This window comes from Streptomyces sp. NPDC110618 (assembly GCF_055657065.1).
Genome location: NZ_JBVKBN010000007.1, coordinates 248,142 through 266,353 on the forward strand (window position 1 = coordinate 248,142; position 18,212 = coordinate 266,353).

At 68.0% G+C, this 18,212-nt stretch carries 16 protein-coding genes; 8 read left to right on the forward strand and 8 right to left on the reverse strand.

Going from position 1 to position 18,212, the window contains the following annotated elements:
* Positions 1 to 10 precede the first annotated feature (10 nt).
* A complete protein-coding gene (locus ACZ7L7_RS16220; RefSeq protein WP_471431476.1) occupies positions 11 to 1,459 on the forward strand; it encodes a CCA tRNA nucleotidyltransferase in 1,449 nt (482 codons plus the stop codon).
* Positions 1,460 to 1,551: 92 nt separating this feature from the next.
* Here ACZ7L7_RS16220 and ACZ7L7_RS16225 read toward each other — a convergent pair whose 3' ends face one another.
* The 4 genes from ACZ7L7_RS16225 to ACZ7L7_RS16240 form a co-directional block, all read right to left on the reverse strand.
* Positions 1,552 to 2,004 carry an LppU/SCO3897 family protein gene (locus ACZ7L7_RS16225; protein ID WP_285514446.1) on the reverse strand — a complete coding sequence of 151 codons (453 nt, stop codon included), beginning with the start codon at positions 2,002 to 2,004 and terminating at the stop codon, positions 1,552 to 1,554.
* A gap of 126 nt (positions 2,005 to 2,130) precedes the next feature.
* Positions 2,131 to 3,393: an MFS transporter gene (locus tag ACZ7L7_RS16230; protein ID WP_285514447.1), complete on the reverse strand. Its 1,263-nt coding sequence runs from the start codon at positions 3,391 to 3,393 to the stop codon at positions 2,131 to 2,133.
* Between the two features lie 91 nt (positions 3,394 to 3,484).
* Positions 3,485 to 4,567, reverse strand: coding sequence for an inositol-3-phosphate synthase (locus ACZ7L7_RS16235; protein WP_285514448.1), 1,083 nt, complete (start codon positions 4,565 to 4,567; stop codon positions 3,485 to 3,487).
* Between the two features lie 43 nt (positions 4,568 to 4,610).
* Positions 4,611 to 5,294 carry a PadR family transcriptional regulator gene (locus tag ACZ7L7_RS16240; protein WP_285514449.1) on the reverse strand — a complete coding sequence of 228 codons (684 nt, stop codon included), beginning with the start codon at positions 5,292 to 5,294 and terminating at the stop codon, positions 4,611 to 4,613.
* Between the two features lie 355 nt (positions 5,295 to 5,649).
* Between ACZ7L7_RS16240 and ACZ7L7_RS16245 the strand changes: the two genes are divergently transcribed.
* Complete coding sequence (locus ACZ7L7_RS16245; RefSeq protein ID WP_285514450.1) at positions 5,650 to 8,331, forward strand: transglycosylase domain-containing protein; 2,682 nt, start codon at positions 5,650 to 5,652, stop codon at positions 8,329 to 8,331.
* Positions 8,332 to 8,423: 92 nt separating this feature from the next.
* A complete protein-coding gene (locus ACZ7L7_RS16250) occupies positions 8,424 to 9,923 on the forward strand; it encodes a glycosyltransferase family 87 protein (protein ID WP_285514451.1) in 1,500 nt (499 codons plus the stop codon).
* An 89-nt stretch (positions 9,924 to 10,012) separates the two neighbouring features.
* Here ACZ7L7_RS16250 and ACZ7L7_RS16255 read toward each other — a convergent pair whose 3' ends face one another.
* The 3 genes from ACZ7L7_RS16255 to ACZ7L7_RS16265 all read right to left on the reverse strand — a co-directional run bounded on the left by ACZ7L7_RS16255 (position 10,013) and on the right by ACZ7L7_RS16265 (position 12,734).
* A complete protein-coding gene (locus tag ACZ7L7_RS16255) occupies positions 10,013 to 11,044 on the reverse strand; it encodes an alanine racemase (protein WP_285514452.1) in 1,032 nt (343 codons plus the stop codon).
* A 74-nt stretch (positions 11,045 to 11,118) separates the two neighbouring features.
* Positions 11,119 to 12,240, reverse strand: coding sequence for a peptidoglycan bridge formation glycyltransferase FemX (gene femX, locus ACZ7L7_RS16260; protein WP_285514453.1), 1,122 nt, complete (start codon positions 12,238 to 12,240; stop codon positions 11,119 to 11,121).
* Positions 12,241 to 12,419: 179 nt separating this feature from the next.
* Complete coding sequence (locus ACZ7L7_RS16265) at positions 12,420 to 12,734, reverse strand: hypothetical protein (protein WP_093725089.1); 315 nt, start codon at positions 12,732 to 12,734, stop codon at positions 12,420 to 12,422.
* 265 nt (positions 12,735 to 12,999) lie between these two features.
* Between ACZ7L7_RS16265 and rpsF the strand changes: the two genes are divergently transcribed.
* The 4 genes from rpsF to rplI all read left to right on the forward strand — a co-directional run bounded on the left by rpsF (position 13,000) and on the right by rplI (position 14,721).
* A complete protein-coding gene (rpsF, locus tag ACZ7L7_RS16270) occupies positions 13,000 to 13,290 on the forward strand; it encodes a 30S ribosomal protein S6 (protein WP_003956532.1) in 291 nt (96 codons plus the stop codon).
* A gap of 75 nt (positions 13,291 to 13,365) precedes the next feature.
* Positions 13,366 to 13,947 (forward strand): single-stranded DNA-binding protein, encoded by a 582-nt coding sequence (locus ACZ7L7_RS16275; RefSeq protein ID WP_285514454.1) that lies wholly within the window; start codon positions 13,366 to 13,368, stop codon positions 13,945 to 13,947.
* A 72-nt stretch (positions 13,948 to 14,019) separates the two neighbouring features.
* A complete protein-coding gene (gene rpsR / locus ACZ7L7_RS16280; protein WP_003949403.1) occupies positions 14,020 to 14,256 on the forward strand; it encodes a 30S ribosomal protein S18 in 237 nt (78 codons plus the stop codon).
* A gap of 18 nt (positions 14,257 to 14,274) precedes the next feature.
* The gene (gene rplI / locus ACZ7L7_RS16285; protein WP_285514455.1) at positions 14,275 to 14,721 is read left to right on the forward strand and encodes a 50S ribosomal protein L9; all 447 of its coding nucleotides are present in this window, start codon (positions 14,275 to 14,277) and stop codon (positions 14,719 to 14,721) included.
* 168 nt (positions 14,722 to 14,889) lie between these two features.
* On the opposite strand, the gene ACZ7L7_RS16290 is transcribed toward rplI, so the two are convergent.
* On the reverse strand, positions 14,890 to 16,227 hold the full coding sequence (locus ACZ7L7_RS16290) for an MATE family efflux transporter (RefSeq protein ID WP_285514456.1): 1,338 nt from the start codon (positions 16,225 to 16,227) through the stop codon (positions 14,890 to 14,892).
* Between the two features lie 459 nt (positions 16,228 to 16,686).
* On the opposite strand from ACZ7L7_RS16290, the gene dnaB reads away from it, so the two are divergent.
* Positions 16,687 to 18,165, forward strand: coding sequence for a replicative DNA helicase (dnaB, locus tag ACZ7L7_RS16295; RefSeq protein WP_285514457.1), 1,479 nt, complete (start codon positions 16,687 to 16,689; stop codon positions 18,163 to 18,165).
* Positions 18,166 to 18,212: the final 47 nt, after the last annotated feature.

Here is an 18,212-nt window from a genome sequence, read left to right on the forward strand (position 1 = left end):
CTGTTTTGTTGTGCCGAACGCCAACGAAGACAACCTCAGTGTCCTGAGCCAGGTGCAGCACCGCGCGGTGAGCGAGCTGCTGCGGGTCGCGCCTGTCGCCGACGACCTCGCCCGCCGCTTCAAGGAGGCCGGGTTCTCACTCGCCCTGGTCGGCGGGTCGGTCCGGGACGCGTTGCTCGGCCGGCTCGGCAACGATCTGGACTTCACCACGGATGCCCGTCCCGAGGACGTTTTGAAGATCGTGCGCCCGTGGGCGGACGCGGTCTGGGAGGTCGGGATCGCCTTCGGCACCGTAGGTGCGCAGAAGGACGGCTACCAGATCGAGGTCACGACCTACCGGTCGGAGGCGTACGACCGTACCTCCCGCAAGCCCGAGGTGTCCTACGGCGACTCCATCGAGGAGGACCTCGTCCGCCGGGACTTCACGGTGAACGCGATGGCCGTCGCGCTGCCCGAGAAGGAGTTCATCGACCCGCACGGAGGGCTCGAAGACCTCGCGGCACGCGTGCTGCGCACGCCGGGCACCCCCGAGGCGTCCTTCTCCGACGATCCGCTGCGGATGATGCGGGCGGCGCGGTTCGCGGCGCAGCTCGACTTCGAGGTGGCGCCCGAGGTGGTCGCCGCCATGAAGGCGATGGCCGAGCGCATTGAGATCGTCTCGGCGGAGCGGGTCCGGGACGAGCTGAACAAGCTGATCCTGTCCGACAACCCCCGCAAGGGCCTGACGCTGCTCGTCGACACCGGGCTCGCCGACCGGGTGCTGCCCGAGCTGCCGGCCCTGCGGCTGGAGAGCGACGAGCACCACCGGCACAAGGACGTCTACGAGCACACGCTGATCGTCCTGGAGCAGGCGATCGCGCTGGAGGAGGACGGCCCCGACCTGACGCTCCGCCTGGCCGCGCTGCTGCACGACATCGGCAAGCCGCGCACCCGGCGCTTCGAGAAGGACGGGCGGGTCTCGTTCCACCACCACGAGGTGGTCGGCGCGAAGATGACCAAGAAGCGGATGACCGCGCTGAAGTACTCCAACGAGCTGGTGAAGGACGTCTCCCGGCTCGTCGAGCTCCACCTGCGTTTCCACGGCTACGGCACGGGCGAGTGGACGGACTCCGCGGTCCGCCGCTATGTCCGGGACGCGGGGCCGCTGCTCGGCCGCCTGCACAAGCTGACCCGCTCCGACTGCACGACCCGCAACCGGCGCAAGGCTGCGGCGCTCTCACGGGCGTACGACGGTCTGGAGGAGCGCATCGCCAAGCTCCAGGAGCAGGAGGAGCTGGACTCCATCCGCCCGGACCTCGACGGCAACGACATCATGCAGATCCTCGGCGTCGGCCCGGGCCCGGTCGTCGGCCGCGCCTACAAGCACATGCTGGAACTCCGCCTGGAGCACGGCCCGATGGAACGCGACGCTGCGGTGGCGGCCCTGAAGGAGTGGTGGGCCGAGGAGGAGCAGGGCTGAGGATGTGAAACGGGGTCATGTTTCACGTGAAACATGACCCCGGGCAAGACGCAGAGGGGCGGTGTTTCACGTGAAACACCGCCCCTGCTGTGTTACTTGACTTCCTTCAGGCAGAGGACGACGTCGTGGCCGTCACCCGTCTGGTAGTAGGCGATCTCCGCGGAGGCGACGGCCTCGCACTTGGAGTCGTCACTGGTGTTGTCGAACTTCTCGACAACCTCGTACTTGGCCTCGGAGGAGGAGCAGTCAACCGTCTTGAGGTCGGGGCTGAACTGCGTGCCCTCGTTCTTCATGCAGCTGCCCACGGACGCGGACTCGGCGTCCGTCTTCCCCAGGTACCACTTGCCGACGGCTATGAGGATCGCGACGACGATGAACGCCACGATGCGAAGGACCTTCTTGCTGACGCGCCGGGCCGGAGGGGTCGGCGGGACCGGGGCGTACGGAGCGGCGCCCTGCTGCGGGACCGGCAGCTGGCCCGGCTGCTGGCCGTACGGGTTCTGGCCCTGAGCGAACGGGTTCTGGCCCTGGGGTGGAGTGGACACTTCGGGGGTCCCCCTAAAGAACATGGGTGAGTGACGCGAGCGGAGCGCGCATAAGACCCACGTAAGTTATCGGCCACCACTGACATGCCCATAGTCAGGAGGGGCTCTGTGGCATTGATGTGACACTTATCGGCGCTCAAAGCGGAACATAGCTACAGCTACTGCCCCGTAGATAACGGCGACCGTTACCACCAGTGGCACCGAGCGGCCGTCCGGCGGGAGCATCAGGGCGGCGACTCCGGCCGCGCCGACGAAGGCGACGTTGAACAAAACGTCGTAGAGGGAGAAGACCCGGCCGCGGAAGCCGTCGTCGACGGAGGACTGGACGATGGTGTCCGTGGCGATCTTCGCGCCCTGGGTGGTCAGCCCGAGGACGAACGCCGCGACGAGCATGGGAGCGGCCGCGAACGGCAGCCCCAGCGCGGGCTCCAGGACCGCCGCCGTCCCGGCGCACACGACGATCCAGCGGCCGGGACCGAGCCCCCGTGCCGCCCACGGCGTCAGTACGGCCGCCGCGAAGAAGCCCGCGCCGGAGATGCCCAGCGCCAGCCCCAGCAGGGCGAGTCCGTCGTCCGTGGTGGTGGAGAAGGCGTACCGGCACAGCATCAGCAGCATGACCAGCAGGGCGCCGTAGCAGAAGCGCATCAGGGTCATCGCGGCCAGCGCCCAGGCAGCCTCCCGGCGCGGCGGCGCGGCCAGATGGCGCAGCCCGGCCGCCAGGTCCCGCGCAGTGCCGGCGATCGCCGCCCGCAGTTGAGGCCGTACCAACTCCCGGTCGGGGCCCAGCAGCTCGCGTGACATGCGCAGGGAGGCCAGTGCCGCGCACAGGTACAGGGCGGCGCCGAGCAGGACGACGGCGGCGTCGGAGTCCGAGGCCAGCAGCCGTACGGCGAAGGCGAGTCCACCGCCCGCGGTCGCGGCGAGCGTGCCGGCCGTCGGGGACAGGGAGTTGGCCATCACCAGGCGCTCCTCGTCGACGACGCGGGGCAGGGCGGCGGACAGGCCGGCGAGGATGAAGCGGTTGACGGCGGTGACGCACAGGGCGGAGGCGTAGAACAGCCAGTCCGGGGTGGGGCTGAGGATGAGCACGGCCGTCGCGGAGGCGAGCAGGGCGCGTAGCAGACTGCCGTAGAGGAAGACCTGACGGCGCTCCCAGCGGTCCAGGAGGACTCCGGCGAACGGGCCGACGAGGGAGTACGGCAGGAGCAGGACAGCCATCGCGGAGGCGATCGCGGCGGCCGAGGTCTGCTTCTCGGGGGAGAAGACGACGTACGTGGCGAGCGCGACCTGATAGACGCCGTCGGCGCCCTGGGAGAGCAGCCGAAGTACGAGCAGACGCCTGAAGTTGACGAAGCGCAGCAGCACGCGCAGGTCGCGGGCGACGGACATGGGGCCCAGCCTCACATACGGGAAGGTCCCCGGGCCGTATGACCCGGGGACCCTTCTCGGCTCTGGCAGGAGCAGAACTAGCCGATGCGCGTCAGCGCTCGACCTCGCCCTTGATGAACTTCTCGACGTTCTCGCGGGCCTCGTCGTCGAAGTACTGGACCGGCGGGGACTTCATGAAGTAGCTGGACGCGGAGAGGATCGGGCCGCCGATGCCGCGGTCCTTGGCGATCTTCGCGGCGCGCAGGGCGTCGATGATGACACCGGCGGAGTTCGGGGAGTCCCAGACCTCCAGCTTGTACTCCAGGTTCAGCGGGACGTCACCGAACGCGCGGCCCTCAAGGCGGACGTAGGCCCACTTGCGGTCGTCGAGCCAGGCCACGTAGTCGGACGGGCCGATGTGGACGTTCTTCTCGCCGAGCTCACGGTCGGGGATCTGCGAGGTGACGGCCTGCGTCTTGGAGATCTTCTTGGACTCCAGGCGCTCGCGCTCCAGCATGTTCTTGAAGTCCATGTTGCCGCCGACGTTCAGCTGCATCGTGCGGTCCAGGATGACGCCCCGGTCCTCGAAGAGCTTCGCCATGACGCGGTGCGTGATGGTGGCGCCGACCTGCGACTTGATGTCGTCACCGACGATCGGCACGCCCGCCTCGGTGAACTTGTCCGCCCACTCCTTGGTGCCGGCGATGAAGACCGGAAGGGCGTTGACGAAGGCGACCTTGGCGTCGATGGCGCACTGGGCGTAGTACTTCGCCGCGTCCTCGGAACCCACCGGCAGGTAGCAGACGAGCACGTCGACCTGCTTGTCCTTCAGGACCTGGACGATGTCGACCGGCTCCTCGGCGGACTCCTCGATGGTCTCGCGGTAGTACTTGCCGAGACCGTCGAGGGTGTGGCCGCGCTGGACGGTCACGCCCGTGGAGGGCACGTCGCAGATCTTGATGGTGTTGTTCTCGGAGGCGCCGATGGCGTCCGCGAGGTCGAGTCCGACCTTCTTCGCGTCCACGTCGAACGCGGCGACGAACTCCACGTCACGGACGTGGTACTCGCCGAACTGCACGTGCATCAGGCCCGGGACCTTGGACGCCGGGTCGGCGTCCTTGTAGTACTCGACGCCCTGCACCAGCGACGCGGCGCAGTTGCCCACGCCAACGATGGCTACGCGAACCGAACCCATTCCGGTTGCTCCCTGTGTGTACGAGTGAGGCCCAGGTGGGCTCTCACGTGGCGGTGTCGTCGGGCGTATCCGTGCCGGGTTCGTCCCCGGCGCGGGGCAGGCCGCCCGTCGCTCCAGTTGTGGTGTCCTGCTGAGCGGCCCCCCGGGGGGCGGACCCCTTGAGGTCCCTCCCGGCCCGCTCGCTCTCGATGAGCTCGTTCAGCCAGCGCACTTCGCGCTCCACGGACTCCATCCCGTGGCGCTGGAGCTCAAGTGTGTAGTCGTCGAGGCGCTCCCTGGTGCGTGCCAGTGAGGCGCGCATCTTCTCCAGCCGCTCCTCCAAGCGGCTGCGGCGGCCCTCCAGCACGCGCATGCGGACGTCGCGCGAGGTCTGCCCGAAGAAGGCGAACCGGGCGGCGAAGTGCTCGTCCTCATACACGTCGGGACCGGTCTGCGAGAGCAGCTCCTCGAAGTGCTCCTTACCTTCCGCCGTCAACCGGTAGACGATCTTGGCGCGGCGGCCGGCGAGGGACGCTGCGAGGGCGTCCTCAGGTGCGTTCCCCGGCTCTTCGATCAACCAGCCGTTGGCGACCAGCGTCTTGAGGCAGGGATAGAGCGTGCCGTAGCTGAACGCCCGGAACACACCCAGTGATGTATTGAGTCGTTTGCGCAGCTCGTAGCCGTGCATTGGAGACTCGCGGAGCAGACCGAGGACGGCGAACTCAAGGATCCCGGAACGTCGGCTCATCCCCTCGCCTCCTCGCCTTATCTCGCGCTGATGTATCGACTCGATACATCACGACGATAGAACGGCCTTCCGTGTGCGACAAGAGGGAGGATCGTGAACGGGATCACATCACTGATTCACGGGATGCGAGTTGCCTGATTTGGGGTGAACTTCAGGGCTCGGCGGGTTTTGACGGTGCGTAGTCTGTGCGCCATGCAATCCACCGGGAACCAAGTGACGTGTGGGGGCGTCGTCGTCCCCGGTGCAGTACGGGTGAATGCGGAACGGTCCGCATCCGTACTTCGGGGGGACCGGAAACCTGCCGCCGTTTCCAGGCGCGTCACACGGGTGCGCCTGCCCGAGGAGTAGTCGTTCGATGAGCGAGCACCGTCGCAAACCGCCGCAGCCGCAGGGAGGCGGACGTGCCGCTGCCCGACGCGGCCAGTCCGGCGCGTCCTCCGGCCGCAGAGCGGCTCCGCGCGGGTCCCTGTCCGATTCGTACGGGACCAGCTCCCATGCGTCGGAGTCGTACGGCCAGGGAGGGCGCGCCGAAGCCCGTCGCGCCGCCCAGCGGAACGGAGGCGGCCGCCGCAGAGCGCCCGAGCCGGGCCGGGGCCGTGGCCCGAGCGGTCCCGGCCGGGGCCGTGGACGGGCCGCAGTGTCCGCCAAGAAGCGGTTCATTGACTATCCGCGCGCGGGCCGGGAGGGCCCCTCGCGCTGGGTGCCGTCGTGGAAGCTGGTCTCCGGCCTCTTCCTCAGCTTCATGGGCAGCCTGGTGGCCATCGCGGGCATCGGCTACGCGATGGTCGGCGTCCCGAACGTCGCGGACACCGCGGAGGCGCAGAACAACGTCTTCTACTGGTCCGACGGCTCCGTGATGGTCGCCACGGGTGGCGAGATCAACCGCCAGATCGTGAACCTGGACCAGATCCCGGAGGACATGCGCAACGCGGTCATCTCCCAGGAGAACAAGACCTTCTACGAGGACAGCGGCATCGACCCCAAGGGCATCGCGCGCGCGGTGTTCAACATGGCGCGCGGCGGCCAGACGCAGGGCGGTTCGACCATCACCCAGCAGTTCGTCAAGAACGCGATGCTGGAGGACCAGTCGCAGACCCTCACCCGCAAGTTCCAGGAGATCTTCGTCTCGGTCAAGGTGGGCGCCAAGTTCTCCAAGGACGAGATCATGGCGGGTTACCTGAACTCCGCCTACTACGGCCGCGGCGCCTACGGCATCCAGGCCGCCTCACGGGCCTACTTCAACAAGGACGCGATCGACCTCGACACCGGGCAGTGCGCCTTCCTCGCGGCCATGCTGAAGGGCGCGACCTACTACGACCCGGCGGGCGCCACCTCCATCGACCAGACGGCGACCCCCGAGGCCAACACCAAGCGTGCCAAGATCCAGATGCAGGACACGCTGGACAAGATGGTCGAGTACGGCCACCTCAGCGCCGAGGTCCGGGAGAAGTACCGGGATCTTCCCAAGACCCAGAACCCCCGGTCCAACACCGCCCTGGGCGGTCAGGTCGGTTACCTCGTCGACCTCGCCAAGGCGTACGTCATCAACAACACGAACATCTCCGCCGAGGATCTCCAGCAGGGCGGCTACTCGATCTACACGACCTTCGACAAGAAGAAGGTCAAGGCGCTCGAAGCCGCGGTGAAGAAGGTCGAGAAGGCGAACATCGACCCCAAGAAGCGCCCGGACACGGACACCCACGTCCAGTTCGGCGGGGCTTCGGTGGACCCGGCGACGGGTGCCATCAAGGCGATCTACGGTGGCGCGGACGCGACCAAGCACTTCACCAACAACGCCGATGTCACCGGCGCCCAGGTCGGTTCGACGTTCAAGCCGTTCGTTCTGGCGGCCGCGATGAAGTGGGGCGTGAGGGATCCTGACAGCGAGCCGACACAGGCGCAGGACGAGCGGACCAAGGTGTCGCCGAAGAGCCTGTACAGCGGCAAGCACAACCTCAAGATCTTGAACTACGACAAGACCGTCTGGCAGGACGACAAGGGCAAGGAGTGGCTCCAGGCCAACGACGGCAACCAGTCGCTGGGAGACCCGCCGAAGTACATGGTCGACCTGCGCACCGCGATGCAGTTCTCGGCGAACTCCGCCTTCGTGCAGCTCGGCATGGACGTCGGCCTGGACAAGGTGAAGGAGGCGGCCGTCGACGCGGGCCTGCTGGAGAGCAGCCTGACCGGCACCACCTTCCCCTCCTTCTCGATCGGCATCTCCGAGCCCAGCGCGATCCGGATGGCGGGCTCCTACGCCACCTTCGCCGCGAGCGGCAAGCAGCGTGAGCCGTACTCCGTCAAGGAGGTCAAGAGCAAGGACGGCACGGTCTACACCCACGAGGTGGAGACGGAGCAGGCGTTCACCGCGCAGGTGGCCGACAACGTCACGGACGTGCTGAAGACCGTGGTCGAGAAGGGCACGGGTACCAACGCCCAGCTGACCGGCCGGGAAGTCGCCGGCAAGACCGGTACCACCGACGGCAACAAGTCGGCCTGGTTCGTCGGGTACACCCCGCAGCTGTCGACCGCGGTCAGCATGTTCCGGTACCCGGACGACGAGAAGGTCAAGAACCGCAAGTTCCTTGAGATGTACGGCACGGGTGACCAGGAATCGATCCACGGTGCCTCGTTCCCGGCCGAGATCTGGCACGACTACATGGAGAAGGCGCTCAAGGGACAGCCGGCGAAGGACTTCCCGGAGCCCGAGCCCATTGGCGAGGTCATCAACGAGGAGCCGTCCCCGACGCCGACTCCCACGGAGACCGAGACCGAGGAGCCGACCCCGACGCCGACTCCCACGCCCACGAGGACGCCCGGCAACCCGAAGCCCACGCAGTCCCAGCCGGAGTGCGGATTCTTCGGCTGCGACGACGACGATGACGAGACCGTCGGCGGTAACGACAACGGCGGCACGGACGGAGGCGTGACCTCCTCGCCCACGGCCACAGCCACCGATGGTGGCAACAACAACGGCGGCAATGGGAACGGCAACGGAGGGTTCTTCGGAGGCGGAGGAGGGGATCTCTCCGGCTAGCCGGGGCGTTTCACGTGAAACATGGGCCGCCGCACCTGTCAGGTGCGGCGGCCCTCGGCGTGTTCCCAGGCTTGTACGGCAGGATGTGCCCCATGCCCAGTGCAGAGACGACGCAATCGAGCGTGCACGAGCCGGACCCCGTGCGGCCGACGAAGGACGACGAGGTGGCACGCAGCGGCAGTGAGCTGATCGGCGGTCCGCTCGGACGGTTTGCCCTGGTGGGCACGTCGTGGTGGACACCGGTACGGATCATCTCGCTCGTGGCGATCGGCATGTTCGCCCTCGGCCTGGTCCAGAAGGCCCCCTGCTACAACGGGGGCTGGTTCTACGGCGCCGGCTCGCAGTACACGCACGCCTGCTACTCCGACATTCCGCACCTGTACCAGGGGCGCGGTTTCGCCGACGGTCTCGTGCCGTACTTCGACCGGCTCCCCGGCGACATGGAGTACCTGGAGTACCCGGTGCTCACCGGTGTCTTCATGGAGGTCGCCTCCTGGCTCACCCCGGACGACGGCAGCGCCCAGGCCCAGGGGCAGTGGTACTGGTTCGTGAACGCGGGGATGCTGATGGCCTGCGCGGCCGTCATCGCCGTCTGCGTGACCCGTACGCACGCCCGGCGCCCCTGGGACGGACTGCTGGTCGCGCTGGCACCGGCCTTCGCCCTCACCGCGACCATCAACTGGGACCTGTTGGCCGTCGCTCTGACGGCCGCCGCGATGCTGATGTGGTCCCGGGGCCGCTCCCTGGCCTTCGGCATCCTCCTGGGCCTCGCCACGGCCGCCAAGCTCTATCCCGTCCTGCTGCTGGGTGCCCTGTTCGTGCTGTGCTGGCGGGCGGGAAAGTGGCGGGACTTCGGCAGGGCCCTGGGCGGTACTGCGGCCGCCTGGGTGATCGTGAACGGTCCGGTGATGGTGCCCGCCTTCGAAGGCTGGTCGAAGTTCTACCGGTTCAGCAAGGAACGCGGCGTGGACTTCGGGTCCTTCTGGCTGATCATGGCGCAGAACTCCAGTGACCCGCTCAGCACCGACACGGTCAACACTCTGGCGACGCTGCTGATGCTGCTGTGCTGCGTCGGTGTCGCCGCGCTGACGCTGACCGCTCCGCGCCGGCCGCGCTTCGCCCAGCTCGCCTTCCTGCTCGTCGCGGCGTTCATCCTCACCAACAAGGTCTACTCGCCGCAGTACGTACTCTGGCTGATCCCGCTGGCGGCGCTGGCCCGGCCCAAGTGGCGCGACTTCCTGATCTGGCAGGCGTGCGAGGTGATCTACTTCCTCGGTATCTGGATGTACCTCGCCTACACGACCAGCGGTGACGCCCACAAGGGGCTGCCGACCGACGGCTACCACTGGGCGATCGGCGTGCATCTGCTCGGCACGCTCTACCTGTGCGCCATGGTCGTCCGCGACATCTTCCTGCCCGAGCGCGACCCGGTACGCAAGGCGGGCGACGACGATCCCTCGGGCGGGGTGCTCGACCAGGCGCCGGACGTCTTCGTGCTCGGCGCCGGGGGGTATCCGCACCAGCGCGCGGTCCCCTTCGAGAAGCCACAGGTGGAGTGGGGTGCCTCGGGACCGGACGGGCGTTCGCTCTGAGCGAACGGCTCCCGGGGGGCCACGTCAAGGAAAAGGCCGTGCGCGGGAAAACCCGTGCACGGCCTTTGTGTTGCTCAGGCGCAGTCGGCTCAGCGGTCGACGAGACGGTCGAACTGCGTGGTGGTGTGACGCAGATGGGCCACCAGCTCGTCACCGACCTTCGGCTCCGGCGCGTCGGCCGGTACGAAGAGGATCGAGACCTGCATGTGCGGCGGCTCCGCGAACCAGCGCTGCTTGCCGCCCCAGACGAACGGAGAAAGGTTCCGGTTGACGGTGGCGAGACCGGCGCGGGCGACGCCCTTGGCGCGCGGCATGACGCCGTGCAGGGCCTTCGGGGCCTCCAGACCCACACCGTGCGACGTTCCGCCCGCCACGACGACCAGGAAGCCGTCCGAGGCCGCCTTCTGCTGCCGGTAGCCGAACCGGTCGCCCTTGGCGACGCGCGTGACGTCCAGGACGGCGCCGCGGTACTCGGTGGCCTCGTGGTCGCCCAGCCACAGCCGGGTGCCGATACGGGCGCGGAACCGGGTCTGCGGGAACTGCTGCTGCAGACGCGCGAGTTCCTCGGCCTTGAGGTGGCTGACGAACATGGTGTGCAGCGGCAGCCGGGCCGCGCGCAGCCGGTCCATCCAGCCGATGACCTCCTCGACGGCGTCCGAGCCGTCGGTGCGGTCCAGCGGCAGGTGGATGGCGAAGCCCTCCAGCCGCACGTTCTCTATGGCCGCGTGCAGCTGAGGCAGGTCCTGCTCGCTCACGCCGTGCCGCTTCATCGAGGACATCACCTCGATGACCACCCGGGCGCCCACGAGGCCGTACACGCCGTCGACCGAGGACACCGAGCGGATGACCCGGTCGGGCAGCGGCACCGGCTCCTCGCCCCGCCGGTACGGCGTCAGCACCAGCAGGTCGCCGCTGAACCAGTCCTTGATGCGCGCGGCCTCGTACGTGGTGCCCACGGCGAGGATGTCCGAGCCGAGGCGGGTGGCCTCTTCCGCCAGCCGCTCGTGCCCGAAGCCGTAGCCGTTGCCCTTGCAGACCGGGACCAGGCCCGGGAACTGCTCCTGCACGTGCTTGTGGTGCGCCCGCCAGCGCGCGGTGTCGACGTAGAGCGTGAGCGCCATGGCCGGACCTGGAACCTTTCTGGTGGCTGCGGTGTATCAGAGGTATGGAAGCTATCGAAGCAAATGCCCGGGGCTCAGCGACGCGACATGTAGATGTCGAGCGCCTTGTGAAGCAGCTTGTTCAGCGGGAAGTCCCACTCGCCGAGGTACTCGGCGGCCTGGCCGCCGGTGCCCACCTTGAACTGGATCAGACCGAAGAGGTGGTCGGACTCGTCCAGCGAGTCGGAGATGCCCCGCAGGTCGTAGACGGTCGCGCCGAGCGCGTAGGCGTCGCGCAGCATCCGCCACTGCATCGCGTTCGAGGGCCGGACCTCGCGGCCGATGTTGTCGGAGGCGCCGTAGGAGTACCAGACGTGCCCGCCGACGATCAGCATCGTCGCTGCCGACAGGTTCACCCCGTTGTGCCGGGCGAAGTACAGCCGCATGCGGTTGGGGTCCTCGGTGTTGAGGGCCGTCCACATGCGCTGGAAGTAGGCCAGCGGGCGGGGCCGGAAGTGGTCGCGCACGGCCGTGATCTCGTACAGCCGCTGCCACTCCTCCAGGTCGTGGTAACCGCCCTGGACGACCTCGACACCGGCCTTCTCGGCCTTCTTGATGTTGCGGCGCCACAGCTGGTTGAAGTTCTTGTGCACCTCTTCCAGCGAGCGGTTGGCGAGCGGCACCTGGAAGACATAGCGGGGCTGGACGTCGCCGAAGCCGGCGCCGCCGTCCTCGCCCTGCTGCCAGCCCATACGACGGAGCTTGTCGGCGACCTCGAAGGCGCGCGGCTCGATGAAGTCGGCCTCGATGTCGCGCAGCCGCTTCACATCGGGGTTCTGGATGCCCGCCTTGATGGAGGCCGCCTCCCAGCGGCGGATGATCACCGGCGGGCCCATCTTCACGGAGAAGGCACCTTGCTGCTTCAGGTGCGCGAGCATCGGTTCCAGCCAGTCCGTCAGATTTGGCGCGAACCAGTTGATGACCGGGCCCTCGGGCAGATAGGCGAGGTAGCGCTTGATCTTGGGGAGCTGCCGATAGAGCACCAGGCCCGCGCCGACCATCTCGCCGGTACGGTCGTCGAACCACCCGAGGTTCTCGGAGCGCCACTCCGCCTTGACGTCGGCCCAGGCCGGGACCTGCATGTGGCTCGCCGCCGGCAGGCTCTGGATGTACGCCAGATGCTGCTCGCGACTGATCGTCCTCAGGGTCAGGCTCATTCGGGGCGCTCCTCGGGCTGGTGTGTCCCCATGCGGTCAGGGGCTCCGGCTCTAGCCCGGAAGCCTACTGCGCCCCGCAAGCGGCCCGATCGGGCGTACGGACCCCGCGCCCCGGCCTGTGGGCCGCCGGGGCGCTGCTGGGAGGTGTCACAGGGAGCCGCGGACGGTCCCCACGGGTGTCAGCCGACGACCCCGCCGAAGAGCCCGCCATGCGCCATCCCCAGGAAGAAGCCGAACGCCGAGGCACCCAGACCCAGGATCAGACCGAAGCGCTCCCGCGTCGTCTCCGAGATCCACTGGCCGTAGGCGCCGGTGAGGATGCCCACCAGGCCGGTCCACGAGCTGACCAGATGCAGGTCGTCGAACATCGCTGTGACGAAGGCCGTGATGCCCATGACCAGGGTCACCGCGAGCAGCGTGTCCTGGATGGGATGGGGCTTTCCGTCCGTGGCGAAGAGGCCTCCGGCGGTGTTGGGTCGCATTGCCTGTGCCATGTGGCACCTCCTGCGGAAGACGGCGCATCGTAGCGCCATACACACCCGATGTATCCAGATTGTCGGCTCTCACGGCCGGATTTCAACCGGAAGCGGGTGTGCAGGTACTCTGTACCGTCTGCAGCGGTGTCTGCCCACACCAGGACGAGGGGTTCCCGAGAGGGGACCCCGATTGTCAGTGGTGGCCGATACCGTTGCGTACGCATCACAACCCTCCTGCCACGGAACGACCGTGGCCGCTGAGTCCAAAGGAGGTGGGTTCCACATGCGTCACTACGAGGTGATGGTCATCCTCGACCCCGATCTGGAGGAGCGCGCTGTCGCCCCCCTGATCGAGAACTTCCTCTCCGTCGTCCGTGAGGGCAACGGCAAGGTGGAGAAGGTCGACACCTGGGGCCGTCGTCGTCTCGCGTACGAGATCAAGAAGAAGCCCGAGGGCATCTACTCGGTCATCGACCTGCAGGCCGAGCCTGCGGTCGTCAAGGAGCTCGACCGCCAGATGAACCTGAACGAGTCGGTCCTCCGGACCAAGGTCCTCCGCCCCGAGACCCACTGAGCTCTCCAGCTCAGCTGATCTCGGGATTCGAGTAGCAGCAAGCAGCCAGCAGCAAACCCGCCGAGAGGTTCCCCCATGGCAGGCGAGACCGTCATCACGGTCGTCGGCAATCTTGTCGACGACCCCGAGCTGCGCTTCACCCCGTCCGGTGCGGCGGTCGCGAAGTTCCGCGTCGCGTCCACCCCTCGCACCTTCGACCGTCAGACCAATGAGTGGAAGGACGGCGAGAGCCTGTTCCTGACCTGCTCGGTCTGGCGTCAGGCGGCGGAGAACGTCGCCGAGTCGCTCCAGCGAGGCATGCGCGTCATCGTGCAGGGCCGGCTGAAGCAGCGGTCCTACGAGGACCGTGAGGGCGTCAAGCGCACGGTCTACGAGCTGGACGTCGAGGAAGTCGGCGCCAGCCTGCGCAATGCCACGGCGAAGGTCACCAAGACCTCCGGCCGCGGCGGCCAGGGCGGTGGCTTCGGCGGCGGTGGCGGTCAGGCCGGCGGCGGCTGGGGCGGCGGCCCCGGCGGTGGCCAGCAGGGCGGCGGCGCTCCCGCCGACGACCCGTGGGCGACCGGTGCTCCCGCCGGTGGCCAGCAGGGTGGCGGCGGTGGCTGGGGTGGAAACTCCGGCGGCGGTGGCGGCGGCTACTCGGACGAGCCCCCCTTCTAGGACCTAGGGCCTCGTGCCCCTGGTCGAGGGCGGGTCGTAACCCCAACTTCTTGATCACACAGGAGATACACCATGGCGAAGCCGCCTGTGCGCAAGCCGAAGAAGAAGGTCTGCGCTTTCTGCAAGGACAAGGTCACGTACGTGGACTACAAGGACACGAACATGCTGCGGAAGTTCATTTCCGACCGCGGCAAGATCCGTGCCCGCCGCGTGACCGGCAACTGCACGCAGCACCAGCGTGACGTCGCCACGGCCGTGAAGAACAGCCGTGAGATGGCGCTGCTGCCCTACACCTCCACCGCGCGATAAGGGAAGGGTGACCGACACATGAAGATCATCCTCACCCACGAGGTCTCCGGCCTCGGCGCCGCGGGCGACGTCGTCGACGTCAAGGACGGTTACGCTCGCAACTACCTGATCCCGCGGAACTTCGCGATCCGTTGGACCAAGGGTGGCGAGAAGGACGTCGAGCAGATCCGTCGTGCTCGCAAGATCCACGAGATCCAGACCATCGAGCAGGCCAACCAGGTCAAGGCCCAGCTTGAGGGCGTCAAGGTCCGCCTGGCCGTCCGCTCCGGCGACTCCGGTCGTCTCTTCGGTTCCGTCACCCCGGCCGACATCGCCTCGGCGATCAAGGCGTCCGGTGGCCCCGAGGTCGACAAGCGTCGCATCGAGCTGACCGCTCCGATCAAGACCCTGGGCGCCCACGAGACGTCCGTGCGTCTGCACCCCGAGGTTGCCGCCAAGGTCACCATCGAGGTTGTCGCGGCCTGATCACCGCGCTCGGCTTGAAGCTGTTCGGCTTGAAGAGCTGAGAGAAGGGGCCGTACCCGTTGGGTGCGGCCCCTTCTCGCTGTCTCGGTGTGTGTGGGCGCTGAGCCCGCCTCGGTGTTTCACGTGAAACACCGACCTTCCGGGCCTCGCGTGTTTCACGTGAAACGGTCAGCGGGTCGCGCCCGTCACCAGCCAGCGGCCCGAGCGGGCACGCAGCCACAGGGTCAGCAGGCGGACCGTCATCATCAGCGTCATGGCAGCCCAGAGCGCCGTCAGCCCGCCGCCCAGTGCCGGGACGAGCAGGGCGACCGGAGTGAAGACGGCCAGGGTGAGGAGCATCGCCCAGGCCAGATAGGGGCCGTCGCCGGCGCCCATGAGGACGCCGTCCAGGGTGAAGACCACTCCCGCGATCGGCTGGGAGAGGGCCACGATCACCAGCGCGGGCAGGGCCGTTTCCTGGACGCCGGTGTCGCTGGTGAACAGCGGCAGCAGCAGGGGCCGGGAGATGACGACGAGCAGGCCGAGAGCGACGCCGACAGCGATGCCCCACTCCACCATGCGTCGGCATGCCTGGCGGGCGCCCTCGGTGTCGTCGGCGCCCAGATAGCGGCCGATGATGGCCTGGCCCGCGATGGCGATGGCGTCCAGGGCGAAGGCCAGCAGGCTCCACAGGGACAGGATGATCTGGTGGGCGGCGATGTCGGAGTCGCCCAGGCGGGCCGCGACGGCTGTGGCGATCATCAGGATCGCGCGCAGGGAGAGCGTACGGACCAGCAGGGGAACGCCCGCCTGGGCACAGGCTCTGATCCCGGCGGCGTCGGGGCGCAGCGAGGCGCCGTGCCTGCGGGCGCCGCGTACGACGACCACGAGGTAGGCGACCGCCATGCCGCACTGGGCCAGGACGGTGCCCCAGGCGGAGCCCGCGATGCCGAGGTCGACGCCGTAGACGAGGAAGGCGTTCAGCGCGGCGTTGGCGACGAAGCCCGCGACGGCGACGTAGAGCGGGGTCCGGGTGTCCTGGAGGCCGCGGAGGACGCCTGTGGCGGCGAGGACGACGAGCATCGCCGGTATGCCGAGGGTTGAGATGCGCAGATAGGTGGTGGCGTAGGGGGCCGCAGTGTCGGAGGCGCCGAAGAGTTCCACCAGGGACGGCGCCGTGGGCAGGACGGCCGCGACGACGACGGCACCGAGGATGAGGGCCAGCCAGATGCCGTCCATGCCCTGACGGATGGCGGCCGGGAGGTCGTCCGCGCCGACCCGGCGGGCGACGGCCGCGGTGGTGGCGTAGGCGAGGAAGACGAAGACGCTCACCGCGGTCATCAGGAGCGCGGAGGCGACACCGAGTCCGGCGAGCTGGGCGGTGCCGAGATGGCCGACGATGGCGCTGTCGGCGAGGACGAACAGGGGCTCGGCGACCAGTGCGCCGAAGGCCGGGACGGCCAGCGTGATGATCTCTCGATCATGCCGACGGCGGACCGCCTTGGGGGTCGCGGGAGCCTGTGTCATGAGCACCAATCTAATCGTCCACAGGTAAGAGATGCAATTGGCATGTGACCATTACAGGTCGTCTCGGGGTGTGTGCTTTCGCGCACCGTTCGAAGCGATCTTGGGCCGACTGGGGAAGTTTTTCTTCTGCACAGCCGGTGGATGGGGAAAGTGCAGGTCAGAGCGGCTGTTTCAGAAAGAGGCGCGGCTTGTTCACAGGGCTGTCCACCGAGTCGTGCACAGGTTTCGCGGAGTTGTCCACAGCATCTGGGCCGTCGTCCACATGGCCTGTGGATAACCAGATTGGCTGACGTCGCCGAGGGGCCTACCGTAGTCCGGCGCCCGCTCCGTCCGTCGGTCGAGAAAACACCACAAAACCGACGCGCCAGAACCGGAGTTGGGCCTCTTATTTGTCAGTGGCGTGCCGTACAACAGAGGGGCACGCGAAGGTCCGCTCGGCGGACGGGAGGAGGTGGCTCGGTGAGCATTTCCGAGCCCTTGGACGACCCGTGGGCCGACAGCGGGCCCAGCGATCGTCTGCCTGCGTCCCGTCGCCGCGGTGACGGTGGCCGAGGCCGCGACGAGCAGCACGACCGCGGCCGGGAGAGCAGCGAGTGGGACGGCGGGGGCTCCGCGTTCGAGCGCGTGCCGCCCCAGGACCTCGATGCCGAGCAGTCCGTCCTCGGCGGCATGCTGCTGTCCAAGGACGCCATCGCGGACGTCGTCGAGATCCTCAAGGGCCACGACTTCTACAAGCCCGCACACGAGAAGATCTTCCAGGCGATCCTCGACGTCTACGCCAAGGGCGAGCCGGCCGACCCGATCACCATCGCCGCCGAGCTGACCAAGCGCGGTGAGATCAACAAGGTCGGTGGCGCGGCCTACCTCCACACCCTCGTCCAGACGGTCCCGACGGCTGCGAACGCCGAGTACTACGCGGAGATCGTCCACGAGCGGGCCGTCCTGCGCCGTCTGGTCGAGGCGGGCACGCGGATCACGCAGATGGGATACGCGGCCGACGACGACGTCGACGAGATCGTCAACCGGGCCCAGGCCGAGATCTACGCGGTCACCGAGCAGCGCACCAGCGAGGACTACCTGCCGCTCGGCGACATCATGGAGGGCGCGCTCGACGAGATCGAGGCGATCGGCTCCCGCACGGGCGAGATGACAGGTGTGCCCACCGGGTTCTCGGACCTCGACTCGCTCACCAACGGACTGCACCCGGGCCAGATGATCGTCATCGCGGCCCGTCCCGCCATGGGCAAGTCCACGCTGGCGCTGGACTTCGCGCGGGCGGCCTCCATCAAGCACAACCTGGCGAGCGTCATCTTCTCCCTGGAAATGGGGCGCAACGAGATCGCGATGCGTCTGCTCTCCGCCGAGGCCCGGGTGGCCCTGCACCACATGCGGTCGGGCACCATGACGGACGAGGACTGGACCCGGCTGGCCCGCCGGATGCCCGAGGTCTCGGCCGCGCCGCTCTACATCGACGACTCCCCGAACCTGTCGATGATGGAGATCCGCGCCAAGTGCCGCCGGCTCAAGCAGCGCAACGACATCAAGCTGGTGATCATCGACTACCTCCAGCTGATGCAGTCGGGCGGTTCCAAGCGGTCCGAGAGCCGTCAGCAGGAGGTCTCGGACATGTCCCGCAACCTCAAGCTCCTGGCGAAGGAGCTGGAGGTGCCGGTGATCGCGCTCTCCCAGCTGAACCGTGGTCCCGAGCAGCGCACGGACAAGAAGCCGATGGTGTCCGACCTGCGTGAGTCCGGCTCCATCGAGCAGGACGCCGACATGGTGATCCTGCTGCACCGCGAGGACGCCTACGAGAAGGAGTCACCGCGCGCGGGCGAGGCCGACATCATCGTGGGCAAGCACCGTAACGGCCCCACCGCGACGATCACGGTCGCCTTCCAGGGCCACTACTCGCGCTTCGTCGACATGGCACAGACCTGATCCCTCCGCCCCGGCGATATGCGCTCGACTCCCCGGGGCTCCTCGGG